Below are 21,754 nucleotides of genomic sequence, written 5' to 3'. Positions count from 1 at the left end.
TGCAGAACAAACTCGCAACCTCAGACGCGAGTCACCCCTCGCCCCTCGTGGGAGAGGGGCCGGGGGAGAGGGGGAAAGCCACCACCACAACAACCCTCACCCATAGAACCGCGCAAACGCCTCAACCGGCTCCCGCGGCATACGCAGCGCATTTTCCGGTGCCTCGATATCCTCCACGCCAAGCGATACCCCACAGACGAGGATTTCCTCATCGGCCAGGTCCAGATGCAGGCGTACCACATGCTGCAGATCGGCGAAGGCTGCTTGCGGACAGGTGTGCAAACCCTGGCCGCGGGCGGCCAGCATCAGGTTCTGCAGGAACATGCCCATATCCATGAAACTGCCGGTATTCAGCCGCCGGTCGGTGGTGATGAAGATGCCCACTGGGGCATCGAAGAAGGTGAAGTTGCGCAGCATCTGCTGTTGACGGCGCTCGGTATCGCCGCGCTCGATGCCCAGCACTTCATACAATCCGAAGCCGCACTGGCGCCGGCGTCCCAGATAAGGCTCGACCCACTGATCGGGATAGTAGCCATATTCCGGAACGCAGTTCTGCGGGTTGTCCCGCGCCTCCTCAAGCATGGCCTGCCCCAGCGTCTGCAGTGTCCGGCCGGTAACCACATGGACATTCCAGGCCTGGACATTATTCCCGCTCGGCGCCCGGGCGGCCAGCTCCAGGATGTGCTGGATGGTCGTCCGGGACACCGGCGTCGGCAGAAAGCGCCGTACCGATTTGCGCGACTGGATTGCGTCATCAACATGCATTGCCATCTCTCCTCATGACGGGCGGTCGATTGGACCGCCCTTGCAGGGTTACCAGAATCTGAAGGTGTAGCCGATCACCAGCCGGTTCTCGTCATTGTCCACGGTATGGCTGCCGCGATAATGGACATTACGCCAGCGCAGGTATACGTCCTTGAATGGCCCGTTCTGCACCACATAGGTCACATCGGTATTGAATTCACGCTCGCTGGCATCGGCACTGCCAACCTGGAAGTTATCGCCACGCAGGAAGCGACTCATCAGGGTCAGCCCCGGCAAGCCCATATCGGCAAAGTTCTTATCGTAGCGAATCTGCCAGGTATCCTCCCCGGCATACAGGAAGTGATGGTAGGTCACCGTGGCGAAGGCCCAAGGGTCAGTGCCGCCACCGAGGAATGGCATACCCGTGCTGCCACTCTGGTTCTGGTAGCCCACGCCCAGGTTATGGCCCTTGTAGCCCAGGGTGAACATGCTGCCCAGGGTTCGGTTGTCGATGCCGGTATTGCCCTGCTCCTCGCTGTGGAAGTAACGCACCTCGCTCTTCAGGCGCCAGTTCTCCGATAGCGGCTGGGTATGGATCAGGTTCAGATACTGCTGGTTGTAGTTGTCCTTCAGCTCGGCGTAATAGTAGGTGGCACGCAGGTTGGGCAAGGGATCGTAGGTGACACCGGCGTAGTTGAAACGATCTGTGGGTTTGCTCGGAATCAGACCACCGCCCTTGGCAAAGGCGAACATGGTCAGGTCTTCCTCATCGCTGGAGTCGCGCAGGCGAGTGCTGCGGAACTGCCCGGCGGTGAGGGTCAGCTTGTCCAGGTCCTGGGAGACGATCTGTGCGCCATTGAAGGTCTGTGGCAACAGCCGGGTATCGTTGCGAAAGGACAATGGCAGCAGGGACTCGTGGGTGCCCACTGTCAGTACGCTCTTGCCAGCCCGGGCCTTGGCGGTCAGCCCCAGTGAACTGAACTCGTCAGCCGCCTTGCCATCCTCCTGTACCAGCAGCGCGCCAGTGCCACTGGTGCCACCCCCCGAATCCAGCTTGATGCCCAGCAGGCCCAGGGCATCCACACCAAAGCCGACCGGGCCTTCGGTATAGCCGGAGTTGAAACGCAGCATGAAGCCCTGCCCCCACTCTTCCAGCTTGTGCTTGCCGCTGGGATGATCGTCGCGCCAGTCCCGGTTCATGTAGAAGTTGCGGGTTTCCAGCGTCAGTTGGCTGTCGTCAATGAAGTCGGCCATGGCCGGGAGCGCCATACCAGTGGAAATCATTACCACCGCTATGGAGGTATATTTTGCAAACATGAGTAAGCCTCTGTTGTTATTTTTTCATGTTGGTCAGGTACTGCTTTTCTTGCTCCGGACGAACCGGGGCAGTTTCTTGGGCACGAGTCGGCCCCTAAAGCGAATTTTCCAATTCGCTTTTTCAGCTCTTTCAGTTATTCGGAACGAGGTCGGGTGGTGGTGATCGCCACCCGATCAGCCTCAGCGCAGATTGCGTTTGATGAACTTCTGGATGTAACCGACGATGCCATCACGGAACATCAATACGCATAGCACGAAGATCACCCCAAGGATGACGCTTATCCAATTGCCCAGCGCACTGCCGCCGAGCACATGGTGCAGCCAAACCACCAGGCTGGACCCCAGCAAGGGGCCAAGCAAAGTGCCGACACCACCCAGCAGGGTCATCAGAATGACCTCCCCGGACATATGCCAGTGGGCGTCGGTCAGGGTGGCAAACTGGAACACCACGGTTTTGGTCGCACCGGCCAGTCCAGCCAGTCCCGCCGACAGCACGAAGGCCAGCAGCTTGTAGGCATCCACGTTGTACCCCAGGGAAATGGCCCGCGGCTCATTCTCACGAATGGCACGCAACACCTGGCCAAAAGGCGATTGCACCGTGCGGCGAATCAGCAGGAAGCCGAACACGAACACCGCTAGCACCAGGTAATACATGCTCAGATCGTTATTCAGCTCGATCAGTCCGAACAGCTTGCCGCGCTGGAGGCCATGCAGGCCATTTTCACCTCCGGTAAAGGGCGCCTGCAGAAACACGAAGTAGGTCATCTGCGCCAATGCCAGAGTAATCATGGCGAAGTAGATACCCTGGCGCCGAATCGCCAGCAGGCCAAAGATCAGCCCCAGCAGGGTCGCTGCCAACGTACCGGCAAGAATACCCAGCTCCGGGGTCAGGCCTGTGTAACGGCTCAGCAGGTACCCGGTGATATAGCCTCCTGTAGCCAGAAACGCGGCATGACCGAAGGACAGCAGTCCGACAAAGCCCAGCAATAGATTGAAGGCACAGGCAAACAGGGCAAAACACAGCATTTTCATCAACAGCATCGGGTAGGCCACAAAGGGAGCTACCAGACCAATAGCCAGCAGTGCCAGAGCGAGATACAGCTGGGTCCGCTCATGGCCAGTGCGCAGGCGAGTCTTGATAAGATTCATCTCAGGGCTCCTTGCCAAACAGGCCGTGGGGTTTGATTAATAGCACCAACGCCATCACCAGAAAGATCACAGTAGAAGCCCCCTGGGGATAAAACACCTTGGTCAGCCCCTCGATCAGCCCCATGGCCAGTCCGGTAATCACCGCACCGACTATCGACCCCATGCCGCCGATCACTACCACGGCAAACACCACGATCAGCAGATTGGCACCCATACCCGGTGACACGCTGTACAGCGGTGCGGCCAGCACACCGGCAAAAGCGGCCAGGGCCACACCGAAGCCATAGGTCATGGTGACCAGGAAAGGCATGTTGATGCCAAAACCCTGCATCAGCTTCGGGTTCTCGGTACCAGCCCGCAGATAGGAACCCAGGCGGGTCTTCTCGATAACGAACCAGGCGAGGAAACAGGCAACCAGCGCAGCGACCACTACCCAGGCACGGTAGGTGGGCAGGTACATGAAGCCAAGATTCAGCGCCCCACGAAACACCTCCGGTATCGGATAGGAGTTACCCGAGGTGCCATACAGGTTGGTGAACAGCCCCTGGATGATCAGTGCCAGACCGAAGGTCAGCAGCAGGCTGTACAGATGGTTTTCATTGGCAATTGGGCGTAGCAGGAAGCGTTCCAGCGCAGCACCGAACAAGCCCACCAGAACGGGCACCAACAGCAGCGCCGTCCAATAATCAATGCCGAAGTGGCGCAACAGCAACAAGGCAACGAAGGCCCCCAGCATGTACTGCGCACCATGAGCGAAGTTGATTACTTTCAACAAGCCAAAAATGATTGCCAGCCCAAGACTGAGCAATGCATAGAAAGCCCCATTGATCAGTCCCAGCGTCAATTGACCGAACAATACGCTGGCCGGGATATCAAAAATCATGTTTTATTTCCTCCATGCCGATACCCGCGGCTACCAACACCTGTGAGCGTTGGTAGCCACCGCTCCCTACCCTATTGCTGAGTAATCAGCTTGCACTTGCTTTCCGAGAGGGGGCGGAAGGCGTCTTCGCCCGGGATAGTGCTGACAATCTTGTATAGATCCCACTCACCAGTGGACTCAGCGGGAGTTTTCACCTGTGCCAGGTACATGTCGTAGACCATGCGACCATCCTCACGGATATGGCCATTGCTGGTGTACATATCGTTTATCGGGGTATTGATCATCTGCCTGCGTACCGTCTGCGCCTCATCGGTACCGGTTGCTTTTACTGCATTCAGATAGTGCATGGTGCTGGAATAGATGCCTGCCTGAACCATGGTCGGCATGCGCTTGGTGCGTTCGTAGAAACGCTGCGCCCAGGCACGGCTTTCCTCATTCTGATCCCAGTACCAGCCAGTGGTCAGTTGCAGGCCCTGAGTCGCCTCCAGACCTAACGCATGGACATCGTTGATAAACACCATCAAGCCAGCCAGGCTCTGGCCTGAGTCGGTCAGGCCAAACTGGCGTGCGGTAGTGATGGCATTTACCGTATCCGAGGCGGCGTTAGCCAGGCCAATTACCTTGGCTCCAGAGGCCTGAGCCTGAAGGATGTACGAGGAGAAGTCGCTGGAGGACAGCGGGTGGCGTGACTTGCCTCGCACCGTGCCACCTTCAGCCAATACGGTACGCTCGACATCGCTTTCCATGGCATGGCCGAAGGCGTAATCGGCAGCCAGAATGTACCAGCTGTCACCTCCCTGACGCACAATCGCCTTGGCCGTACCGTTAGCCATGGCATAGGTGTCATATACCCAGTGGATATGGTTGGCGGTACAGTATTCATTGGTAATCGCTGATGAAGCAGAGATCGACACCAGACCGAGCTTATTGTGCTCCTCAAGGATACGTGTCGCGGCAATGGTCACCGCCGAAGACACCAGCCCGGCCACCACATCGACGTTACGCCGGTCAATCCATTCGCGAACCGTGTTGGCTCCTACATCAGGACTGTTACGATCATCCGCATGATAGATAACGATCTTCGCCCCATTGATCTGACCGCCCACATCCTCGACGGCCATGCGTAGAGCTTCCAGCCCACCGGGACCACCCAGGTCACGGTAACTTCCGGTCATGTCGGCCAGGTAACCAATACGAACTTCATTGTTGCTGATCCCCTCATTGGCAGTAACGCCAGTGGTGGTCAGTGATAGAGCCAGGGCAGCAGCCAACGGCTTTATTGTCTTGTTCAGCATGATGACACTCTCTTTTGTTGTTGTAAGTGTTAAGGAGCAGATCAAAGTCGGTATGGGTTGATGCTCAGACGCCTAGCTGTTGATGCAGCAAGTCCATCTTGCCCGGCAGTTGCGCCGCGCTGATCTCATCGATGACCCGACCGTGCTCAATCAGGTAATGACGATCCGCCAACGGTGCGGCAAAACGGAAATTCTGCTCCACCAGCAAGATCGTCAGTCCTTTCTTCTTCAGGTTTTCCAGCATGCCGGCCAATTGCTGAACAATCACCGGAGCCAGCCCCTCGGTAATTTCATCCAGCAGCAACAGGTTGGCTCCGGCACGCAGAATCCGCGCAATAGCCAGCATCTGCTGCTCACCACCGGAGAGACGAGTGCCCTGACTGTGGCGCCGCTCATACAGGTTTGGAAACATCTGATAGATTTCTTCCAACGGCATGCCACCACTGCGTACCGTCGGCGGCAATAACAGGTTTTCCTCGACATTCAGACTGGAGAAGATGCCGCGCTCTTCCGGACAGTAGCCCACGCCCAGACGGGGAATGCGAAAGGCCGTCAGCCTGGATACATCCTTGCCGTTGATCATGATCTGCCCGGTGCTGCGATCAACCATACCCATGACGGTTTTCAACAAGGTGCTACGACCGGAGCCATTGCGCCCCAACAGAGTGACCAGCTCACCGCGCTTGACCCTCAGGTCAACGCCGTGAAGGATATGTGACTCGCCGTAGAAGGCATGCACATTGCTCAGATGAAGTTGATCGAGATCAGACATCGGCGGTCTCCTTGCCCATGTAAGCCTCACGCACAACCGGGTTGGCGGATACGCTCTGGTAGTCCCCTTCAGCCAGTACGCTTCCGCGTGCCAGAACCGTGATGCGGTCACACAGGCAACTGACCACGTGCAGGTTATGTTCAACCATGACCACAGTCCGCCCCACAGCAACCTTTCGAATCAGCTCGATAACCCGCTCGACATCCTCGTGGCCCATCCCCTGGGTGGGCTCGTCCAGCAGCATCACCGTTGGTTCAAGCGCCAGCGTGGTGGCCAGTTCCAATGCCCGCTTGCGGCCATAGGGCATCTCCACCGCCAGAACATCGGCGTAGTCGCGCAAGCCAACCTCATCGAGCAGCAACAGCGCCTTGTCATTGAGCTTATCCAGACGCCTTGCGGAGGCCCAGAACTGAAAGGAGTTGCCCTCGGCCCGTTGCAGCGCGATACGCACATTCTCCAGCACGGTCATGTGCGGAAACACAGCGGATATCTGAAAGGAGCGGACCAGCCCCTGGCGGGCGATCTGGCTGGATTTCAGCGAGGTGATATCACAGCCCTGATACAGGATGGTGCCTGCCGTCGGCGCGAGAAACCGGGTCAGCAGATTGAAGAAGGTGGTCTTGCCGGCTCCATTGGGACCGATCAAGGCATGGATGTGGCCCTGATGGACCTGAAGATCAACGTTATCGACGGCGGTGAAGCCATTGAAAACCTTGGTGAGACCTCGAGTCTCGAGTATGACATCGGCCATTTCTGCTCTCTCTGCCAAGTATTGTTTTTATTCAATCGAGCACCGCGCCCTGGCGCGGAGGGGGCCACCAATGACAAGGTCATTACCGGCGTTGATGACAGCGTGCGATCAAACCACTCCGCCAGCTGCCCCCTTGACACAACTTGAGAGTATGCCGCGCCAATATACATGTCAACATCATTACATTAATTATTTTATGAAGGCGAAAAAAAACCGGCACACCCAGTGCCGGTCGAAAGACAGCGCCAATGTCACCCAAGCGCCATACGGATGCTCAGCGGTCTCCCTCGCCACTCTGCGCGGCGATAGGCTCCTCTTGCTCTAGATCCACTTCAGCGAGGTTTTCCTGCAGCTTGTTCAGGTAGTGCAGGATGCTGACGATGTCGTCAAAACCAAAGCTCTTGAGCCCCTGGGAGTAGAAATCGTAGATGCGCTGCTGCAACTGCGCCCAGAACGCCCGCCCCTGCTCGGTCATCACTACCAGTCGTGCTCGCCCGTCATCCGGATGGGGAATGCGCAGCACATGCTGGTCACGCTCCATGCGCTTGAGTACGCCATCCAGACTCTGGCGGCTGACCACCAGGTATTCCGTCAACATGTTGAATGAAATACCCTCTTCATAGCCTTCCCGCGACAATGCACCCAACACCGCCCACTGCACGGTGCTGATGCCCATCTCGTTCTGTACCTGGCGCTGCAGGGTGTTGCCCGTCTGAAACAGACGGAAGAACAACCTGTTGGCCATACTGCTGCGTTCACTGCTATTCATGACTCTCCATTCTCCGGCAACCGGTTCAAACGAGCCCGCCGCCGGCGGAGCTCATTTCTTCAGTGTTTCCCTGGCGATGATGTTCTTCATGATCTGGGCCGTCCCGTCACCGATCTGCAGCCCCAGGACATCGCGCAAGCGCTGCGCCATGGGCAGGTCTTCACCGTAACCGGTATGACCGTGCGCCAGCAGACACTGCTTGATGACATCGAAGGCCAGCTTCGGCCCCCACCACTTGTTCATCGCCGCTTCGGCGTTATGGGGCAGATTATTGTCCTTCAGCCACAGGGAATGGAAGCACTGCAACCGCGCGGCATGCACATAGGTCTGATATTCCGCCAACGGATGGGTCAGTCCCTGGAACGCCGACAGCGATTGACCAAAGGCCTGGCGCTCCTGCAACCACGCCCAGGTCTCATCCAGGGAGACCTGAGCCAGCGCCAGGCATTGCAGGCCGATCAGTGCACGACTGTAGTCGAAACCCTGCATCACCTGCTTGAAGCCCTGCCCTTCGTCACCGAGCATGTTGACCGCCGGCACCTCGACATTGTCGAAGAAGATTGAGCCACGACCAATGGCACGCTGGCCAGCGTCTTCGAAGCGGGTGGTGGTAATGCCCGGCGTGTTCATGGGTACCAGGAAGGCGCTGATGCCACTGGCGCGCTGTTCAGGTGTCCCGGTACGGGCGAAGACCACGGTCACGTCGGACTGGTCAGCCATGGAGATCGAGGTCTTCTCACCATTGAGCACGAACACCTCGCCCCGGCGCTCAGCCTTGAGTCGCAGGCTCGCTGCGTCCGAACCGCCATGGGGCTCGGTCAGGGCGATACAGGCTACCTTGGCGCCACTGATCATACCGCCCAGCCACTCCTCCGCCAGCTCCGGGCTGGCATAGTTGGCGATGATCTGGCCATTGAGCGAGGTCAGCAGCGGAATGTAGCCAACGTTGAAATCGCCCTTGGAAATCTCCTCGATGATGATGCCACTGGTGACGCAATCCAGATCACTGCCACCGAAGCGTGACGGCAGTTCGCCACCAAGAAATCCCATCTCACCCATCTGCTGGATGGTTTCACGCTCGATTCGCCCTTCCCGGTCACGCTGGCGATACCCCGGCGCCAGCACATCGGCGCTGAAGCGCGCGACACTGTCGCGAATGGCGTTCTGGTCTTCGGTAAATCCAAAGTTCATGTCTGTTCTCCCACCCGGCTTGTTCCGGGATCAGCCGACAGCCACTGCCGTCGGCCCACCGTTATCACTGGTAATACTTGCGGAAATCGGGCTTGCGCTTCTCCAGGAAGGCCTTGGCGCCCTCCTTCGACTCCTCGGTGTCGTAGTACAGGCTCAGCGCCTGCATACCGAGGGCACCGATACCGGCGATATTCTCGCTGTCGGCGTTGAACGAGCGCTTGGCGATCGATAGCGCGGTCGGGCTCTTCTCGAGGATCTCGTCGCACCATTTCTGCACTTCGGCATCCAGCTCGGCCTGCGGCACCACGGCGTTGACCAGCCCCCACTCCAGCGCCTGCTGGGCGCTGTACTTGCGGCACAGATACCAGATCTCACGGGCGCGCTTCTCACCGACAACCCGGGCCAGATAGGCAGTGCCGAAGCCCGGGTCAACCGAACCGACCTTGGGACCGGCCTGACCGAAGATGGCGTTATCCGAGGCGATGCTCAGGTCACAGAGCACATGCAGCACATGACCGCCGCCGATGGCGAAGCCATTGACCCGGGCGATGACCGGCTTGGGCACGGCACGGATCAGACTTTGCAGCTCCTCGACCGGCAGGCCGATGATGCCACGACCGTCATACTGGCCGTCATGGGCGTTCTGGTCACCACCGGTGCAGAACGCCTTGTCGCCGGCGCCGGTAAATACGATGACGCCGATGCTCTTGTTCCAGCCCGCGCGGTTGAAGGCATCCAGCAGTTCCATGCAGGTCTTGCCACGGAAGGCGTTGTAGCGTTCCGGACGGTTGATGGTGATGGTCGCGACGCCGTCTTTTTCTTCGTAGAGAATATCTTCGTAGTTCATGTCTCTGCTCCTGATTAACCGGCCATGGTCAGGCCGCCGGACACACTGATGACCTGTCCGGTGATGAAATCGGCATCGTCACTGGCCAGCAGCGCGATGATCCCCGGATAGTCTTCCGGCTGGCCCAGGCGGCGCTTGGGCACGGCATTCTTGAAGGCTTCCAGCAGCTTTTCCGGGTTGTTCGAGGTATCCGCCACGGCCTTGAGCAGTGCGGTGTCGGTCGGGCCGGGGCAGACCACGTTGAAGTTCACGTTCCTGGTCGCCAGTTCCCGCGCCAGGGTCTTGCTCAGACCGACCAGGCCGGCCTTGCAGGCGGCATATACCGCCTCGCCGGAGGAGCCGACCCGGGCTGCATCGGACGCAACGTTGATCACCTTGCCGCCACCCGCCTCGAGCATCCGCGGCAGCACCACGTGGTGCATGTTCAACGCACCGGTCAGGTTGATGGCGATCAGTTGCTCCCACATCTGCGGCTCGGTCTTGAGGAACGGCATGAAGCGGTCGAAGCCGGCGTTGTTGACCAGCACCGTGGGAATACCCAGGTCCTGCTCGATGGCCGCCACCGTGGTTTCGATCGCTGCATAATCGGTGATGTCCGCAGCATAGGCCCTGGCCCTGCCACCCGCCTCGGTAATCAGGTCCACGGTAGCCTGAGCCGCCGCCGCATCACGATCGAGCACCGCCACCAGGCTGCCCTCCTCGGCAAAACGACGTGATACCGCTCGACCGATGCCGCCACCACCGCCGGTGATGATGACTGTTTTTCCGCTTAGCCCTTTCATAGCGACCTCTCTCGTCTGTATGTCTGTTTGGTTGTAGTCGGATCAGCTGCGCCTGGCCGGTGCGATCTGCACCTGCTGGGCCAGTTCCCGCAGCTTGAATTTCTGGATCTTTCCCGATGGCGTGCGCGGCAGCTCGGCCATGACCTGCAGGTATTCGGGCAGGTAGTTGCGGGATACGCCCTGGGTGGACAGATAGGTGGTGACCTCCTCCAGTGACAGCTCGCTGTAGCCGCCATGCAGGGTCACATAGGCACAGACCCTTTCACCCAGGCGCGGGTCCGGACAGCCGACCAGGGCCACGGCGGAAATCGCCGGGTGCTTGTAGAGCAGATTCTCGATCTCCACTACCGGAATGTTCTCGCCGCCGCGAATCACCACATCCTTGGTGCGTCCGGTGATGCGGATGTAGCCATCGGCATCCACCGTGGCCAGGTCGCCGGTTTCGAACCAACCCTCGCCATCCACCTGATACAGCTCGGGCCGCTTCAGATAGCCGACGAACAGGCTGGCGCCACGCACCAGCAGGCTGCCTTCCTCGCCGGTAGGGACAACTTCATGCCGCTCATTCACCACCCTGACTTCCATCCAGGGCAGGACAACACCGTCGCTGGTGGTCGCCCTGGTAATCGGGTCGTGCGGAAAGGTCATGGTCACCGCGCCGTTCTCGGTCATCCCCCAGGCGGATACGATGCGGGCATTGACCACCTCGGCGGCCTTCTCCACCAGCGCGCCTGGAATCGGCGCACCGGCCGAGACGAACACCTTCAGCGAATCCAGCTGGCCCGGAAAGTCCGGGGCGATATCGATCAGATCAGCCAGGAACGGGGTCGAGGCCATGGTGAAGGTCGGCTTTTCCGCCGCAGCCACAGCTACGGCATAGCGCGGGTCCCAGAGGTCCTGCAACACCGCGGTGGCCTGCAGGTAGACCGGCATCATCAGGCCGTAGAGAAAGCCGGTCTGATGGGCTATCGGCGAGGCCATCATGATCACGTCATCAGCGGTCAGCTGCAGCCGCTCGGCATAGGGACGTACGTTGGCGAACAGGGTGTTGTAGGTGTGCAGCACCCCCTTGGGCTCGCCGGTGGTGCCGGAGGTGTACAACAACTGGGCGATATCATCAGCCCCGGCCTGACGCTCGGCGAACAGTACCGCAGTGTCCGTTTCGTCTTCCCAGGCGCGCTCCAGCAGCACCTGCTCGAAGCTGTTCTCGCCTTCGCCGCCGATGACCAGCACATGCTCCAGCTGCGGCAGATCCGCACGGATCTCGGCAACCATGCCGGGGTAATCGAAACCGCGATAGGATTGGGGAATGATGAAGATCCGGGTTTCGGCATGCCCGAGCATGAAGCGCAGCTCACGCTCACGGAAGATCGGCATCAGCGGATTGATCACTGCGCCAATGCGGGCACAAGCCAGACTCAGCAGGGTCAGCTGCCACCAGTTGGGTAGCTGGCAAGCCACTACATCACCCTTGCCAACCCCGAGCCCGACCAGCCCGGCAGCCAGACGGGTGACCAGCTCGTTCAGCCGACGATAACTCAGCTCGGTGCGCTCATCACCGGCAACCCGATAGGCCACCAGCGCGGTTTTGTCGGGCACCGCCGCGACAGCCTGATCCAGATAATCGACCAGTGTCTTGTCCTGCCAGGCGCCGGCCGCCAGCATGGCGGCGCGGCGCTCATCGAACCCCTTGGTTGTTATTTTCATGTCGTCCCCACTGTCTGTGGCTCTTGTTGTTGGTCAAGGGGTCAGCAGCGCCACCCCAGTGACACCGACAATACGACCAGTCTTTTTTTATGTCAACATGTTGTCTTTATTTTTATTCAGACTTAAAGTCGAAAAACTCCAAACCCCTTATCCACAAAGGGTATACCAGGACAACAAAAGGATAAAAATCATGAACTACAACAACCTGTTGGTTGAAAAGCAGAACTCCATCGGCTTGATCCGCCTGCATCGGCCAGCTGTATTGAATGCTCTGAACAGTCAGCTGATGGATGAACTGGGTGATGCTCTGCGGCATTTCGAACAGGATCGGGAGGTGCGCGCGATCGTCCTCACCGGTAACGAGCGGGCCTTTGCCGCTGGAGCGGATATCGCCGAGATCCGGCATCAGACCTTTGCCGATGCCTACATCGACAACTTCGTCACCGCTAACTGGGAACAACTCACCCTGTGCCGCAAACCGGTCATCGCCGCGGTGGCCGGACTGGCACTGGGCGGCGGCTGCGAGCTGGCGATGATGTGCGACTTCATCATCGCCGCCGACAGCGCCCGTTTCGGCCAGCCGGAAGTCAAGGTCGGCACCCTGCCAGGCGCAGGCGGCAGCCAGCGTCTGACCCGGGCGGTAGGCAAGGCCAAGGCGATGGATATGTGCCTGACAGGACGCATGATGGATGCACAGGAGGCCGAGCGCTGCGGGCTGGTCAGTCGCATCGTGCCGGCAGAGCGACTGCTCGATGAAGCCCTGGAGGCCGCCCACGCCATCGCCGGCTGCTCCAGCCTCGCGGTCATGTTGAACAAGGAAGCGGTCAACCGCGCCTTCGAAACCACCCTGGCCGAGGGCCTGCGCTTCGAACGGCGGCTGCTGCACGCGAGCTTTGCCACCGAGGATCAGAAGGAAGGCATGGCGGCCTTTGTGGAAAAGCGGCCGGCGCAGTGGAGGGACAGGTAGGGTTCAGCTGGGTTGTCATGGGGGAGCCTGCTGCCCCCCCCTCACCCGCTCTACAGCAATTCCCTGCGCAAATCCGCCGGCGACTTCGGCGACAGCAGCCCAGGCGCCACATCCAGTACCGTCTGAGCACCAATCACCCCACTGCGGTTCAAACGGTAGGTAGCCCGCGCATAGGCCACCAGCACCGCCGCAGTGAACTCGGGGTTGCTGCCCAGTTTGAGGGTGTATTCCACCACCTGGGTAGTGCCTGCATCGGAAGTACCGCTGCGCATGACCACACCACCGTGGGGCATGGCGGCGTGGTCGCGCCTGAGCTCTTCCTCACTGATAAAGGTCACACTGGTGTCATACTCGGCAAAGTAGTGCGGCATGCTGACGATGCTCTGCTCCACTTCCGCAGCGTCGGCGCCCTCCGCCAGTACCACATGGCATTCACGCTTGTGCTTTTCACGGGTGCTCAGCTCCGGCAGTTCGCCGTTGCGTACACGCTCGATCGCCGCTTCCGCCGGAATGGTGTATTGCACCCCGGCTTTCACTCCCGGTACCCGGCGCACGGCATCCGAATGCCCCTGACTCAGCCCCTTGCCCCAGAAGGTATAGGTGGTGCCGACCGGCAGGATCGCCTCGCCATACAGACGGTTGAGCGAGAACAGTCCCGGGTCCCAGCCCACCGAGATGAGTGCGGTCTTGCCGGCCGGTGCGGCAGCCTTGTCGACTGCCGCGTGGTATTCCGGAATCATCGCATGGGTATCGAAGCTGTCGACGGTATTGAACATGGCTGCCAGGGCCGGGCCCTGCTCCGGCAGGTCGTTCTTCGAGCCGCCACAGAGAATCAGCACGTCGATCTGATCACGGAACTGGCCGATATCGTCCTGCGCATGTACCGGAATACTGCTGTCGAGCAATTGAACATCGGCAGGGTTGCGCCGGGTGAAGACGCCGACCAGCTCCATATCCGGGCTCTGCGCGATGGCCATTTCCACGCCCTTGCCCAGGTTGCCGTATCCTGCGATGCCAATCTTGATTCTAGGGTGCATATGAAAGCCTGTACCTTGTCTGTGTGCCATGCCCGCCGTTGAGCGGCGGAAAGGCGAAATTATACCGTTACCAGCACGGCTTTATCGAACAAGGAGTGCACCGCGGGGTGTAGCGCGCCTGCGCTGCGCCTATGCGGCGCGAAGCGGATTACCCGCGGGCGCTGCCCGTCCCGCTATGCACACTCGGCAAGTCCCGATCGCCGCGAGGCGCGGCTCCCACAACCGATGCTGCGTTTTCCGGCAAAGTGTCAAGTGAGCCGCTAGCGGGTTACTGCACCTTCAGGCTTTCCAACTCCCTTACCGGCACGCCCATGTCCCGCCACTTGTCCGGGTGGCAGCTGAACAGCAGGATCTGATGGCGCTGGGCGGCGTCGAACAGGATGCGTTTCATCTGTGCCAGCCGCGCCGGGTCGCTGTGCACCAGGGCGTCGTCGAGGATGATCAGCGTGGCGCGTCCGGCATCGCGCAGCAGGTCGGCGTAGGCCAGCCGGCTGATCAGTCCCATCTGTTCACGGGCACCGAAGCTCAAAGCCTCGAACTCCCCGCCCTCCTGTCCCTGGCGCAGCAGCCGGCCGGGCAGCAGATGCTCGTCGACTTCCAGGCTGGCCTGCGGGAACAGCAGTTGCAGGTAGTGGCTGAGGTGCTTCTGTAGTGGTGCCTGCAGTTGACGGGTCAGTTGCTGGCGCTGTTCGGCCAGCAACTGGTGCAACAGCCCCAGTGCGGCACTGCGGCGCTGGAACTGCTGCAGTCGACGGTTTTCCGCTTCCAGTTCGGCGGCCAGAGCGGCGCGGTTCTCTTCCAGCCCGTCGGCCCCCTCGCCTTCCAGCCGCCCCTGCAGCGCCAGCAGCTCTTCCCTGCGCTGATTGAAGGCCTGCTCCAGTTGCCTGGCACTGGCGGCAAAGCGCTGGATATCCTGCTCGAGGATGTCCGGTCGGGCGCTGTCGATCCGCGCCCCACGCGCCTGGGTCCGCTGCTGCAGCTGCCCTTCCTCGGCCTTGAGTTCGACCAGCCGCTGACTGATCTGCTGCTGTTGACTACGCCGTTCGGGCGCCTCCAGCTGGCGCTGCAGCTGCTGGCACTCCTGGTCGGCACTGGTCAGCGCCTGACGAACACGGATGACTTCCTCGTTACGTTCACTGACCGCCCGTTCATGCTGCTGCAGTCGGTCGTCGGCCTGTTCCAGAAGCCGTTCTGCCACCTCGGGGGTGGGCACATCCCCAGTCGCCGCTGGCAGCGTCTGCAGCTGTTGTTGCAATTCCTCCTGGCGTGTCAGGCACAACTCCAGCTGTCGCTGCAATGCGTCGACACCCTGGGGCGCATGGCTGGTCAGCAGCCGATTGCCACCCTGGATAGCCGTCTGCAGGCTTTTGGCGTGTTCCAGTTGCTGCCGGGCCGCTTCCAGCGAGGCCACCCCCAGCTCGTCGAGCTGTTGCGCATACTGCTCATCGACCCGCTCGCTGCGCCGGGCCAGCTCGGCCAGATCCTGGCCACCGGGGGTGATGGTCAGGCGGCCGAGCCCGGCCATGACGATCTCTGCCTGCTCCAGCAAGAGGTCCTCGCCAGTACCACTACGCAGCTCGCCGTTGAGTTCGATTCGCTGTTCAGACAACAGCTCGAAGCGCAGCCGGGTGGCGATGCTCTGGCGCTGGATGTCCAGTTCACGTCGCTGTTGGCGCAGAGTCTCCAGGCGCGCCAACGCCGCCTCGTCCAGGCGGATACCGGCCAGCGCCTGCTGCTGGATCAACAACTCCTGCTGCAGCTGCCGGGCCTGTTCCAGACCCTGGCGGTACTGCTCGGATTGCTGCTGCGACTGCTGCAGCTCACGCTCCAGCATCTGCCGCCGGGCTTGCTGCTGCGCCTGGCGTTCCTGCTCGCGGGCCCGCTGATAATCGGTCTGCGCTGCGTCGCGCCGGGCAATCAGTTCGGTCTGCTGGGCGAGCAGTCGATCCAGCTCCTCGCGCTGGCGCACACAGGCGGCCTGGCGCTGCTGCAAGTCGGCAGCCTGGTTGTCGAATCCGCTCAGGCTGTCGAGTAGCAGCTGCTTCTGTTCCGCCAGCTGCGCCAGGGTATGCAGTTCGCGCTGCTGTTCGACCTGCCACTGGCTGACCTCATCATATTTCTGCTGGGCCGTCTGTTGCTGCAAGCGCAGCGCCTGCCAGGGCTGCTCGGCCTGATCTGCAGCCTGTTGCTGGCGCAACTCGCCCAGGCGGTCGACCTGCTGGCGGTAACTGGCGATGCGCTGGTCCAGCCCCTGCAACTGTTCGCTCAGTTCGGCCTGCCGTTCGATACTGCTGCGGTATTCGCCGCGCGGCTTGCCGGTGCCGGTGAGCAGCTCATCCAATTGCCCACGCACCTGCCTGAGAATGCCATCTCCCCGGCTGCTGGTGACCTCACCGAGACTGGCCCCGAGTACCGACTTGAGGTGTTCTCCAGCATGGCTGACCACGCCTGCCAGTTCCTGCCCCATGCCCTGCTCTATCCACAGCAGGCCGGGAATACCCCAGTGCTCCGCCTTGCTGGCCCCACGGCTGGCGATGCTGAAACCGAGCATGGCGGCCAGTTTCTCCTCCGCCTCATTACCGCTGAAGCTTTCATTATCCACCGTCAGGTCGCAGCGCGGACGCTGCAGGAAGCGTTTTCTCAACTGCCACTGGCGACCGCCGTGCTCGAAGCTCAGTTGCACCTCGGGGGCGGCACCGGAGTCGCCCCAGGGCCGCAGGTCGGTCAGCGTGCCGCTGCTGTAGCGCTCGAAGAAGGCCGCCCGGATGGCCTTGACCAGGGTGCTCTTGCCCGATTCGTTGGGGCCGCAGAACAGGTTCAGTCCGGGACCGAAGCCGTCGATGTCCAGGCTGCCACGAAACTGGCGAAACTGGCTGACCCGTAGTTGCTGCAGCTTCATGCCTGGGCTCCTTCACTGGTCTGATCGCGCAACAGTCCCGCCAGGATACCCAGCGCCTCACGGGCGGTATCGGTATCCTCGCCCTGCTGCAACTCGCGCAACTGGTCGATCACCTGCCCGAGGTAACCATCGGCCTGCAGCGCGGCGATATCGGCGTCGGTCGGCAGCAGGCGCAGGCCATCGAGGTGGCATTCCAGTACCCGATGCCGGGCTTCGGCGTGGCCGAGGGCCTGCTGCAGGCGCTGCTCGCCAGCCAGATCGATCTCGCCCTGCAGGGTCAGGCTGATGACGCTGCTGCGCTCGAACTGTTCCAGCTCGGCGATCAACCCGTCGAGATCCGAGGCCACGTTCAGCCGGCGCTGCCATTGCAACCAGGGAAATTCGCCAATGGCCAGCGGGGTCACCTGCGGCTCGGCACCAGGGGCGGCAATCCGTACATCCAGTATCTGCCCCGCGCCGTTGCTCTTGAATCGGTCCTGCTCCGGCGTGCCGCTGTACCAGGTGCGGCTGTCGATCTGTCGGCAGCCATGCCAGTCGCCCAACGCCAGGTAATCCAGCCGGGCACGCTCGGCACGCTCCGGGTCGAGAGGGTTGGGCGAGTCGATATCCTCGGCGAGGATGCCCTGCACGCTGCCGTGGGCCAGGCCGATACGCAGCAGACCCGCTGGGGTCTGGGCATGGTCGAACCAGGCGCTCAGGTCATGGAAGGTCTGCCGCTGGGTCAGCGGTGCCGGAAGAATGGCAAAGCCCTGTTCGGTGAACGGCATCACTTCCGGGGTCAGCGCCAGGTGGACGTTGTCCGGTACCACCTTCAGGCGCTGGGCGCGAGTCCAGATGCTTTCCGCCAGCGCAGCATCGTGGTTGCCCGGCAGCATGATCCAGGGTCCGGCATAGCCCTGGGTCGCAAGGAACAGACGGCGCAGCGTGCGATCGGAGATGGTCTGGGCGTCGAACACGTCACCCGCGACCAATACCGCATCCACCGCCAGCTCGGTCGCCAGTGCGGCGATACGCTCGACGGTGGTCAACCGGGCCTGGGCCAGGGCCGGCCCGTCTTCCGGGCCGAAGCGATCATACTGACGGCCGATCTGCCAGTCGGCGGTATGCAGAAAGCGTGGCATGTCGTCTCCCCATGCGAATCTGGCAGGCAGCGTCCGCGATGAGCGCTGCCATGGATCGACGATTGTAAACGCATGAGGCGAACAATGCTGTCGCCGTGACGCAACCACCGCAGGATGTCAGATGATCTGGGCGTAGCGCGAACTGTCGGTGACATGCTGGTAGGCGTCGAACACCATGCAGATGCGCGCCACCAGTGGCCGCCCCGCCGGCAGTACCTCGATGCCGGAAATGCTCAGGCGGATCAGCCCATCCTCATGCATGCGCTGCAGTATGCTCCGGCAATCGGCGAAGTAGGTGGCAAAGTCGATGTTGAAACGCTGCTCGATATCCGCGTAGCGTAGCCGGAAATGGCACATCAACTGGCTGATCACCACCCGTCGCAAGCGGTCATCTGCACTGCATTTCAGCCCCCGGCCCAGCGCCAGCCGCCCCTCCCCCAGGCTCTGCTGATACTGCTTGAGGTCGCTGGTGTTGCGGCAGTAGAGATCGCCCACCTGACTGATGGCCGATACGCCCAGGCCGATCAGGTCGCATTCGGTACCGGCGATGTAACCCTGGAAGCTGCGGTTCAGCTCGCCGGTCTCCTGCGCCAGGCTCAGGCTGTCGTCGGGCAGGGCGAACTGGCCCATGCCGATATAGCGGTAACCGGCCTGCTGCAACCGCACCACACTGTTGCCACAGATCTCGAGGCGGGTGTCGACGCAGGGCAGGTCCGCCTGGTCGATGCGGCGCTGGGGCAGGAACAGGTCCGGCAGGTGCGCATAGTTGTAGAGGGTCAAGCGGTCCGGCTTCAGCTCGATGATGGTCTCCACAGTGCGGGCGAAGGAACTCACCGTCTGCTTCGGCAGGCCGTATATCAGGTCGATGTTGACCGAGCGGTACGCCAGCGCCCGGGCCGCATCCATCACCGCCTGGGTCTGCTCCAGGCTCTGCAGGCGGTTGACCGCCCGCTGCACCTCTGGATCCAGATCCTGAACACCGAAACTGACCCGGTTGAAGCCAAGTTCGCGCAGCAGCCCCAGTGTCGACCAGTCGGCCTCCCGCGGGTCTATCTCGATGCTGTGATCGGCGATGTCATCGTCGTGCAGGTTGAAGTGCTCACGCAGCCTGCCCATCAGCTTGCGCAGCTCGTCATGCCCGAGGAAGGTCGGCGTGCCGCCCCCCAGGTGCAAGCGCTCGACCTGCTGCGCAGCGCCCAGATGCGGACTGATAAGCTCTATCTCCCGGTACAGCGCCTGCAGGTAGGGTTGGGCGCGACTACGGTCCTTGGTGATGACCTTGGTGCAGGAGCAGTAATAACAGACGTTGGCACAGAACGGGACGTGCACGTACAGCGCCAACGGTCGTCCTTTTCGGCCGCTGTCATGCAGGGCGGCAAACAGATCACCCGGCAGGATGCCATCGTAGTACTGGGTGAGCGTGGGATAGGAAGCGTAACGCGGGCCTGCCTTATCGTAACGGCGGATCAGGCCCGCGTCCCACTCGACTGGATCGGACATGGATAGGTGCTCCGGTGCGTATCTTGCTGATGCTGGCGAGACTACGCGCTTCCCTACCGCGCCACTTTGACGCATATCAAGAAGACCCCGGATCGTGGTGGCATATCCCGGGCTTTGAGGATAATGGCGATAAGAGCGAAATTAGTGCCTGGGAGTATGGCGTGAAGGAGCGTAAATGCTTAACCTGCAAGCAATCAATCAAGGGCAGGCAGCTATGATTTCGACCCAGGAACAACGGCAGATGATTCTTCGCCATCCGCTGTTTTCTCATTTCAACCAGGCGGCTCAGGAAGAGCTGCTGGCCGATGCGCAGGTACGCGAGTACGCCCCGCAGGCGCTGATCCAGCGCCAGGGTGATCCCGCCGAACGCTTCTATCTGGTGCAGACCGGCAAGGTAAAGCTGTACCGCATCTCCGCCGACGGCAAGGAAAAAGTGGTGGAGATCATCACCCCTGGCAACACCTTTGCCGAGGCCGTGATGTTCATGCAGAAATCGGTATTCCCGGTGTGCGCCGAGGCGCTCGAGCCGGTCAAGCTGATCGGCTTCTCCAATCGCGTCATGCTGCGGCATCTGGAGCAGAATCCGCAGACCTGCCTGCACCTGCTCGGGCACATGAGCGTGCGCCTGCACCAGCGCCTCGACGAGCTGGAGAACCTGACCCTGCAGAATGCCACCCAGCGCCTGGCGCTGTACCTGGTCGGTCAGGTCCGCGACCGCAGCAGTGATAGCGCGGAAATCGAATTGGTGCTGCCCAAGAGCCTGATCGCCGCGCGCCTGTCGATCAAGCCGGAAACCTTCTCACGGGCCATCGCCAACCTGCGCGATCGCGGGCTGATCGACAGCCGCGCCCGGCATATCAGCATCCCCAGTATCCGCAATCTGCTCGATGAATTCGCCGGCGGCCAGCAGAGCCCCGAACACAAGGCCGGCATCATCGCCAGCGACGCCCCTTGAGATGATGAAATGGGTATGGCGCAGCATCGCGTCGGTCGCCGTGGCCCTTGGCGCACTGGGGGTGCTGCTGCCCGGATTGCCGACCACGCCCTTTCTGCTACTGGCTGCCTGGGCCGGGGCGCGCGGCTGGCCCGAGCTGGAGCAGCGCCTGCTCCGGCACCCGCACTATGGTCCGATGATTCGTGATTGGCGCCAGCACCGCGCGGTGCCACGGCGGGCCAAATGGCTGGCCAGCGCACTGATGGCCAGCAGCATCCTGATGATCTGGCTGCTGCCGGCACCGATGCTGCTGCGCGGCTTTCTCAGTCTGTTCCTGCCCTGCGTGGCACTATGGCTGTGGACTCGCCCCGAGTCCTGACGCTCAAGCCTGAAGGCTGTCGAGAATACCGGCCAATGCCTGCGCCGGATCGGCAGCAGCGGTGATCGGCCGGCCCACCACCAGATAGCTGCTGCCATTATCCATCGCCTGGCGCGGGGTAACGATGCGCCTCTGATCATCGGCACTGGCGTCCTCCGGGCGGATGCCCGGCGTCACCAGTTGGAACTCATCGCCCAGGGCGCCACGCAGTGCCTTGGCTTCCCGGGCCGAACACACCACCCCATCCAGCCCGCAATCCTGGGTCAGACGGGCCAGACGCTGCACCTGCACCATCGGTTCGATATCGATACCGATCTCCTGCAGGTCCTCCTGCTCCAGGCTGGTCAGCACGGTGACCGCGGTCAGCAGCGGGCGCGCACCGGCACGACGATCCAGTATCTCGCGGCAGGCTTCCATCATGCGCCGGCCACCGCTGGCATGCACGTTGACCATCCATACCCCGAGTTCGGCGGCAGCCCGCACGGCATGCGCCGCGGTGTTGGGGATGTCATGGAACTTGAGATCCAGAAAGACCTCGAAACCCTTGCCCTGGAGGGCTTCCACCACAGCCGGGCCGGTCGCGGTGAACAGCTCCTTGCCGACCTTGACACGGCACTGCGCCGGGTCCAGCCGATCGGCCATGGCCAGCGCCAGAGCCATGTCAGGGAAATCCAGAGCAACAACTATCGGGGTTTGGCAGGGCATTTCTC

General features: G+C 61.3%; 20 protein-coding genes. 3 read left to right on the top strand and 17 right to left on the bottom strand.

What is annotated here, in order from left to right:
• Nucleotides 1-96 precede the first annotated feature (96 nt).
• From CQ007_RS13120 to CQ007_RS13060, 12 genes are all read right to left on the bottom strand, one after another.
• Nucleotides 97-765: a nitroreductase gene (locus CQ007_RS13120; protein WP_105646277.1), complete on the bottom strand. Its 669-nt coding sequence runs from the start codon at nt 763-765 to the stop codon at nt 97-99.
• 48 nt (nt 766-813) lie between these two features.
• Nucleotides 814-1,998, bottom strand: a complete 1,185-nt coding sequence (locus CQ007_RS13115; protein ID WP_256582287.1) for an OprD family porin — start codon at nt 1,996-1,998, stop codon at nt 814-816.
• 243 nt (nt 1,999-2,241) lie between these two features.
• Nucleotides 2,242-3,210, bottom strand: a complete 969-nt coding sequence (locus CQ007_RS13105) for a branched-chain amino acid ABC transporter permease (RefSeq protein WP_105646274.1) — start codon at nt 3,208-3,210, stop codon at nt 2,242-2,244.
• Between the two features lies 1 nt (nt 3,211).
• Nucleotides 3,212-4,093 (bottom strand): branched-chain amino acid ABC transporter permease, encoded by an 882-nt coding sequence (locus tag CQ007_RS13100; RefSeq protein ID WP_105646273.1) that lies wholly within the window; start codon nt 4,091-4,093, stop codon nt 3,212-3,214.
• Between the two features lie 71 nt (nt 4,094-4,164).
• Nucleotides 4,165-5,388, bottom strand: coding sequence for an ABC transporter substrate-binding protein (locus CQ007_RS13095; protein WP_105646272.1), 1,224 nt, complete (start codon nt 5,386-5,388; stop codon nt 4,165-4,167).
• Between the two features lie 64 nt (nt 5,389-5,452).
• A complete protein-coding gene (locus CQ007_RS13090; protein ID WP_105646271.1) occupies nt 5,453-6,160 on the bottom strand; it encodes an ABC transporter ATP-binding protein in 708 nt (235 codons plus the stop codon).
• Complete coding sequence (locus tag CQ007_RS13085; RefSeq protein ID WP_105646270.1) at nt 6,153-6,911, bottom strand: ABC transporter ATP-binding protein; 759 nt, start codon at nt 6,909-6,911, stop codon at nt 6,153-6,155. The genes CQ007_RS13090 and CQ007_RS13085 overlap by 8 nt, the downstream gene beginning before the upstream one ends.
• Before the next feature lie 274 nt (nt 6,912-7,185).
• Nucleotides 7,186-7,680, bottom strand: coding sequence for a MarR family winged helix-turn-helix transcriptional regulator (locus CQ007_RS13080; protein ID WP_105646269.1), 495 nt, complete (start codon nt 7,678-7,680; stop codon nt 7,186-7,188).
• A gap of 51 nt (nt 7,681-7,731) precedes the next feature.
• Nucleotides 7,732-8,871 (bottom strand): cyclohexanecarboxyl-CoA dehydrogenase, encoded by a 1,140-nt coding sequence (gene aliB, locus CQ007_RS13075; protein WP_105646268.1) that lies wholly within the window; start codon nt 8,869-8,871, stop codon nt 7,732-7,734.
• 64 nt (nt 8,872-8,935) lie between these two features.
• Entirely contained in the window at nt 8,936-9,718 is a 783-nt protein-coding gene (locus CQ007_RS13070) for an enoyl-CoA hydratase-related protein (protein ID WP_105646267.1), read from the bottom strand.
• 14 nt (nt 9,719-9,732) lie between these two features.
• Nucleotides 9,733-10,500: an SDR family NAD(P)-dependent oxidoreductase gene (locus tag CQ007_RS13065; protein WP_105646266.1), complete on the bottom strand. Its 768-nt coding sequence runs from the start codon at nt 10,498-10,500 to the stop codon at nt 9,733-9,735.
• Nucleotides 10,501-10,542: 42 nt separating this feature from the next.
• Nucleotides 10,543-12,207, bottom strand: coding sequence for an AMP-binding protein (locus CQ007_RS13060; protein WP_218278877.1), 1,665 nt, complete (start codon nt 12,205-12,207; stop codon nt 10,543-10,545).
• A gap of 190 nt (nt 12,208-12,397) precedes the next feature.
• On the opposite strand from CQ007_RS13060, the gene CQ007_RS13055 reads away from it, so the two are divergent.
• On the top strand, nt 12,398-13,174 hold the full coding sequence (locus tag CQ007_RS13055; protein ID WP_105646265.1) for an enoyl-CoA hydratase: 777 nt from the start codon (nt 12,398-12,400) through the stop codon (nt 13,172-13,174).
• 50 nt (nt 13,175-13,224) lie between these two features.
• Here the strand turns inward: CQ007_RS13055 and CQ007_RS13050 are convergent, their stop codons facing one another.
• The 4 genes from CQ007_RS13050 to hemN form a co-directional block, all read right to left on the bottom strand.
• Complete coding sequence (locus tag CQ007_RS13050) at nt 13,225-14,211, bottom strand: diaminopimelate dehydrogenase (protein WP_105646264.1); 987 nt, start codon at nt 14,209-14,211, stop codon at nt 13,225-13,227.
• 268 nt (nt 14,212-14,479) lie between these two features.
• Complete coding sequence (locus CQ007_RS13045) at nt 14,480-17,110, bottom strand: AAA family ATPase (RefSeq protein ID WP_105646263.1); 2,631 nt, start codon at nt 17,108-17,110, stop codon at nt 14,480-14,482.
• Entirely contained in the window at nt 17,107-18,231 is a 1,125-nt protein-coding gene (locus tag CQ007_RS13040) for a DNA repair exonuclease (protein ID WP_105646262.1), read from the bottom strand. Before CQ007_RS13040 ends, CQ007_RS13045 begins: the two co-directional genes overlap by 4 nt.
• A gap of 117 nt (nt 18,232-18,348) precedes the next feature.
• Nucleotides 18,349-19,731 (bottom strand): oxygen-independent coproporphyrinogen III oxidase, encoded by a 1,383-nt coding sequence (hemN, locus tag CQ007_RS13035; protein WP_105646261.1) that lies wholly within the window; start codon nt 19,729-19,731, stop codon nt 18,349-18,351.
• 241 nt (nt 19,732-19,972) lie between these two features.
• Between hemN and CQ007_RS13030 the strand changes: the two genes are divergently transcribed.
• Both CQ007_RS13030 and CQ007_RS13025 read left to right on the top strand, forming a co-directional pair.
• On the top strand, nt 19,973-20,686 hold the full coding sequence (locus CQ007_RS13030; RefSeq protein ID WP_158256770.1) for a Crp/Fnr family transcriptional regulator: 714 nt from the start codon (nt 19,973-19,975) through the stop codon (nt 20,684-20,686).
• Between the two features lies 1 nt (nt 20,687).
• Nucleotides 20,688-21,044 carry a YbaN family protein gene (locus CQ007_RS13025; protein ID WP_105646259.1) on the top strand — a complete coding sequence of 119 codons (357 nt, stop codon included), beginning with the start codon at nt 20,688-20,690 and terminating at the stop codon, nt 21,042-21,044.
• 3 nt (nt 21,045-21,047) lie between these two features.
• Here the strand turns inward: CQ007_RS13025 and pyrF are convergent, their stop codons facing one another.
• Nucleotides 21,048-21,749 carry an orotidine-5'-phosphate decarboxylase gene (gene pyrF / locus CQ007_RS13020; protein WP_105646258.1) on the bottom strand — a complete coding sequence of 234 codons (702 nt, stop codon included), beginning with the start codon at nt 21,747-21,749 and terminating at the stop codon, nt 21,048-21,050.
• Nucleotides 21,750-21,754: the final 5 nt, after the last annotated feature.

The sequence above is a fragment of the Pseudomonas sp. MYb185 genome, assembly GCF_002979975.1.
Lineage (GTDB): Bacteria > Pseudomonadota > Gammaproteobacteria > Pseudomonadales > Pseudomonadaceae > Halopseudomonas.
The sequence above is the reverse complement of the archived record's forward strand: the minus strand, read 5'-3'. Positions and strand labels throughout refer to the sequence as shown.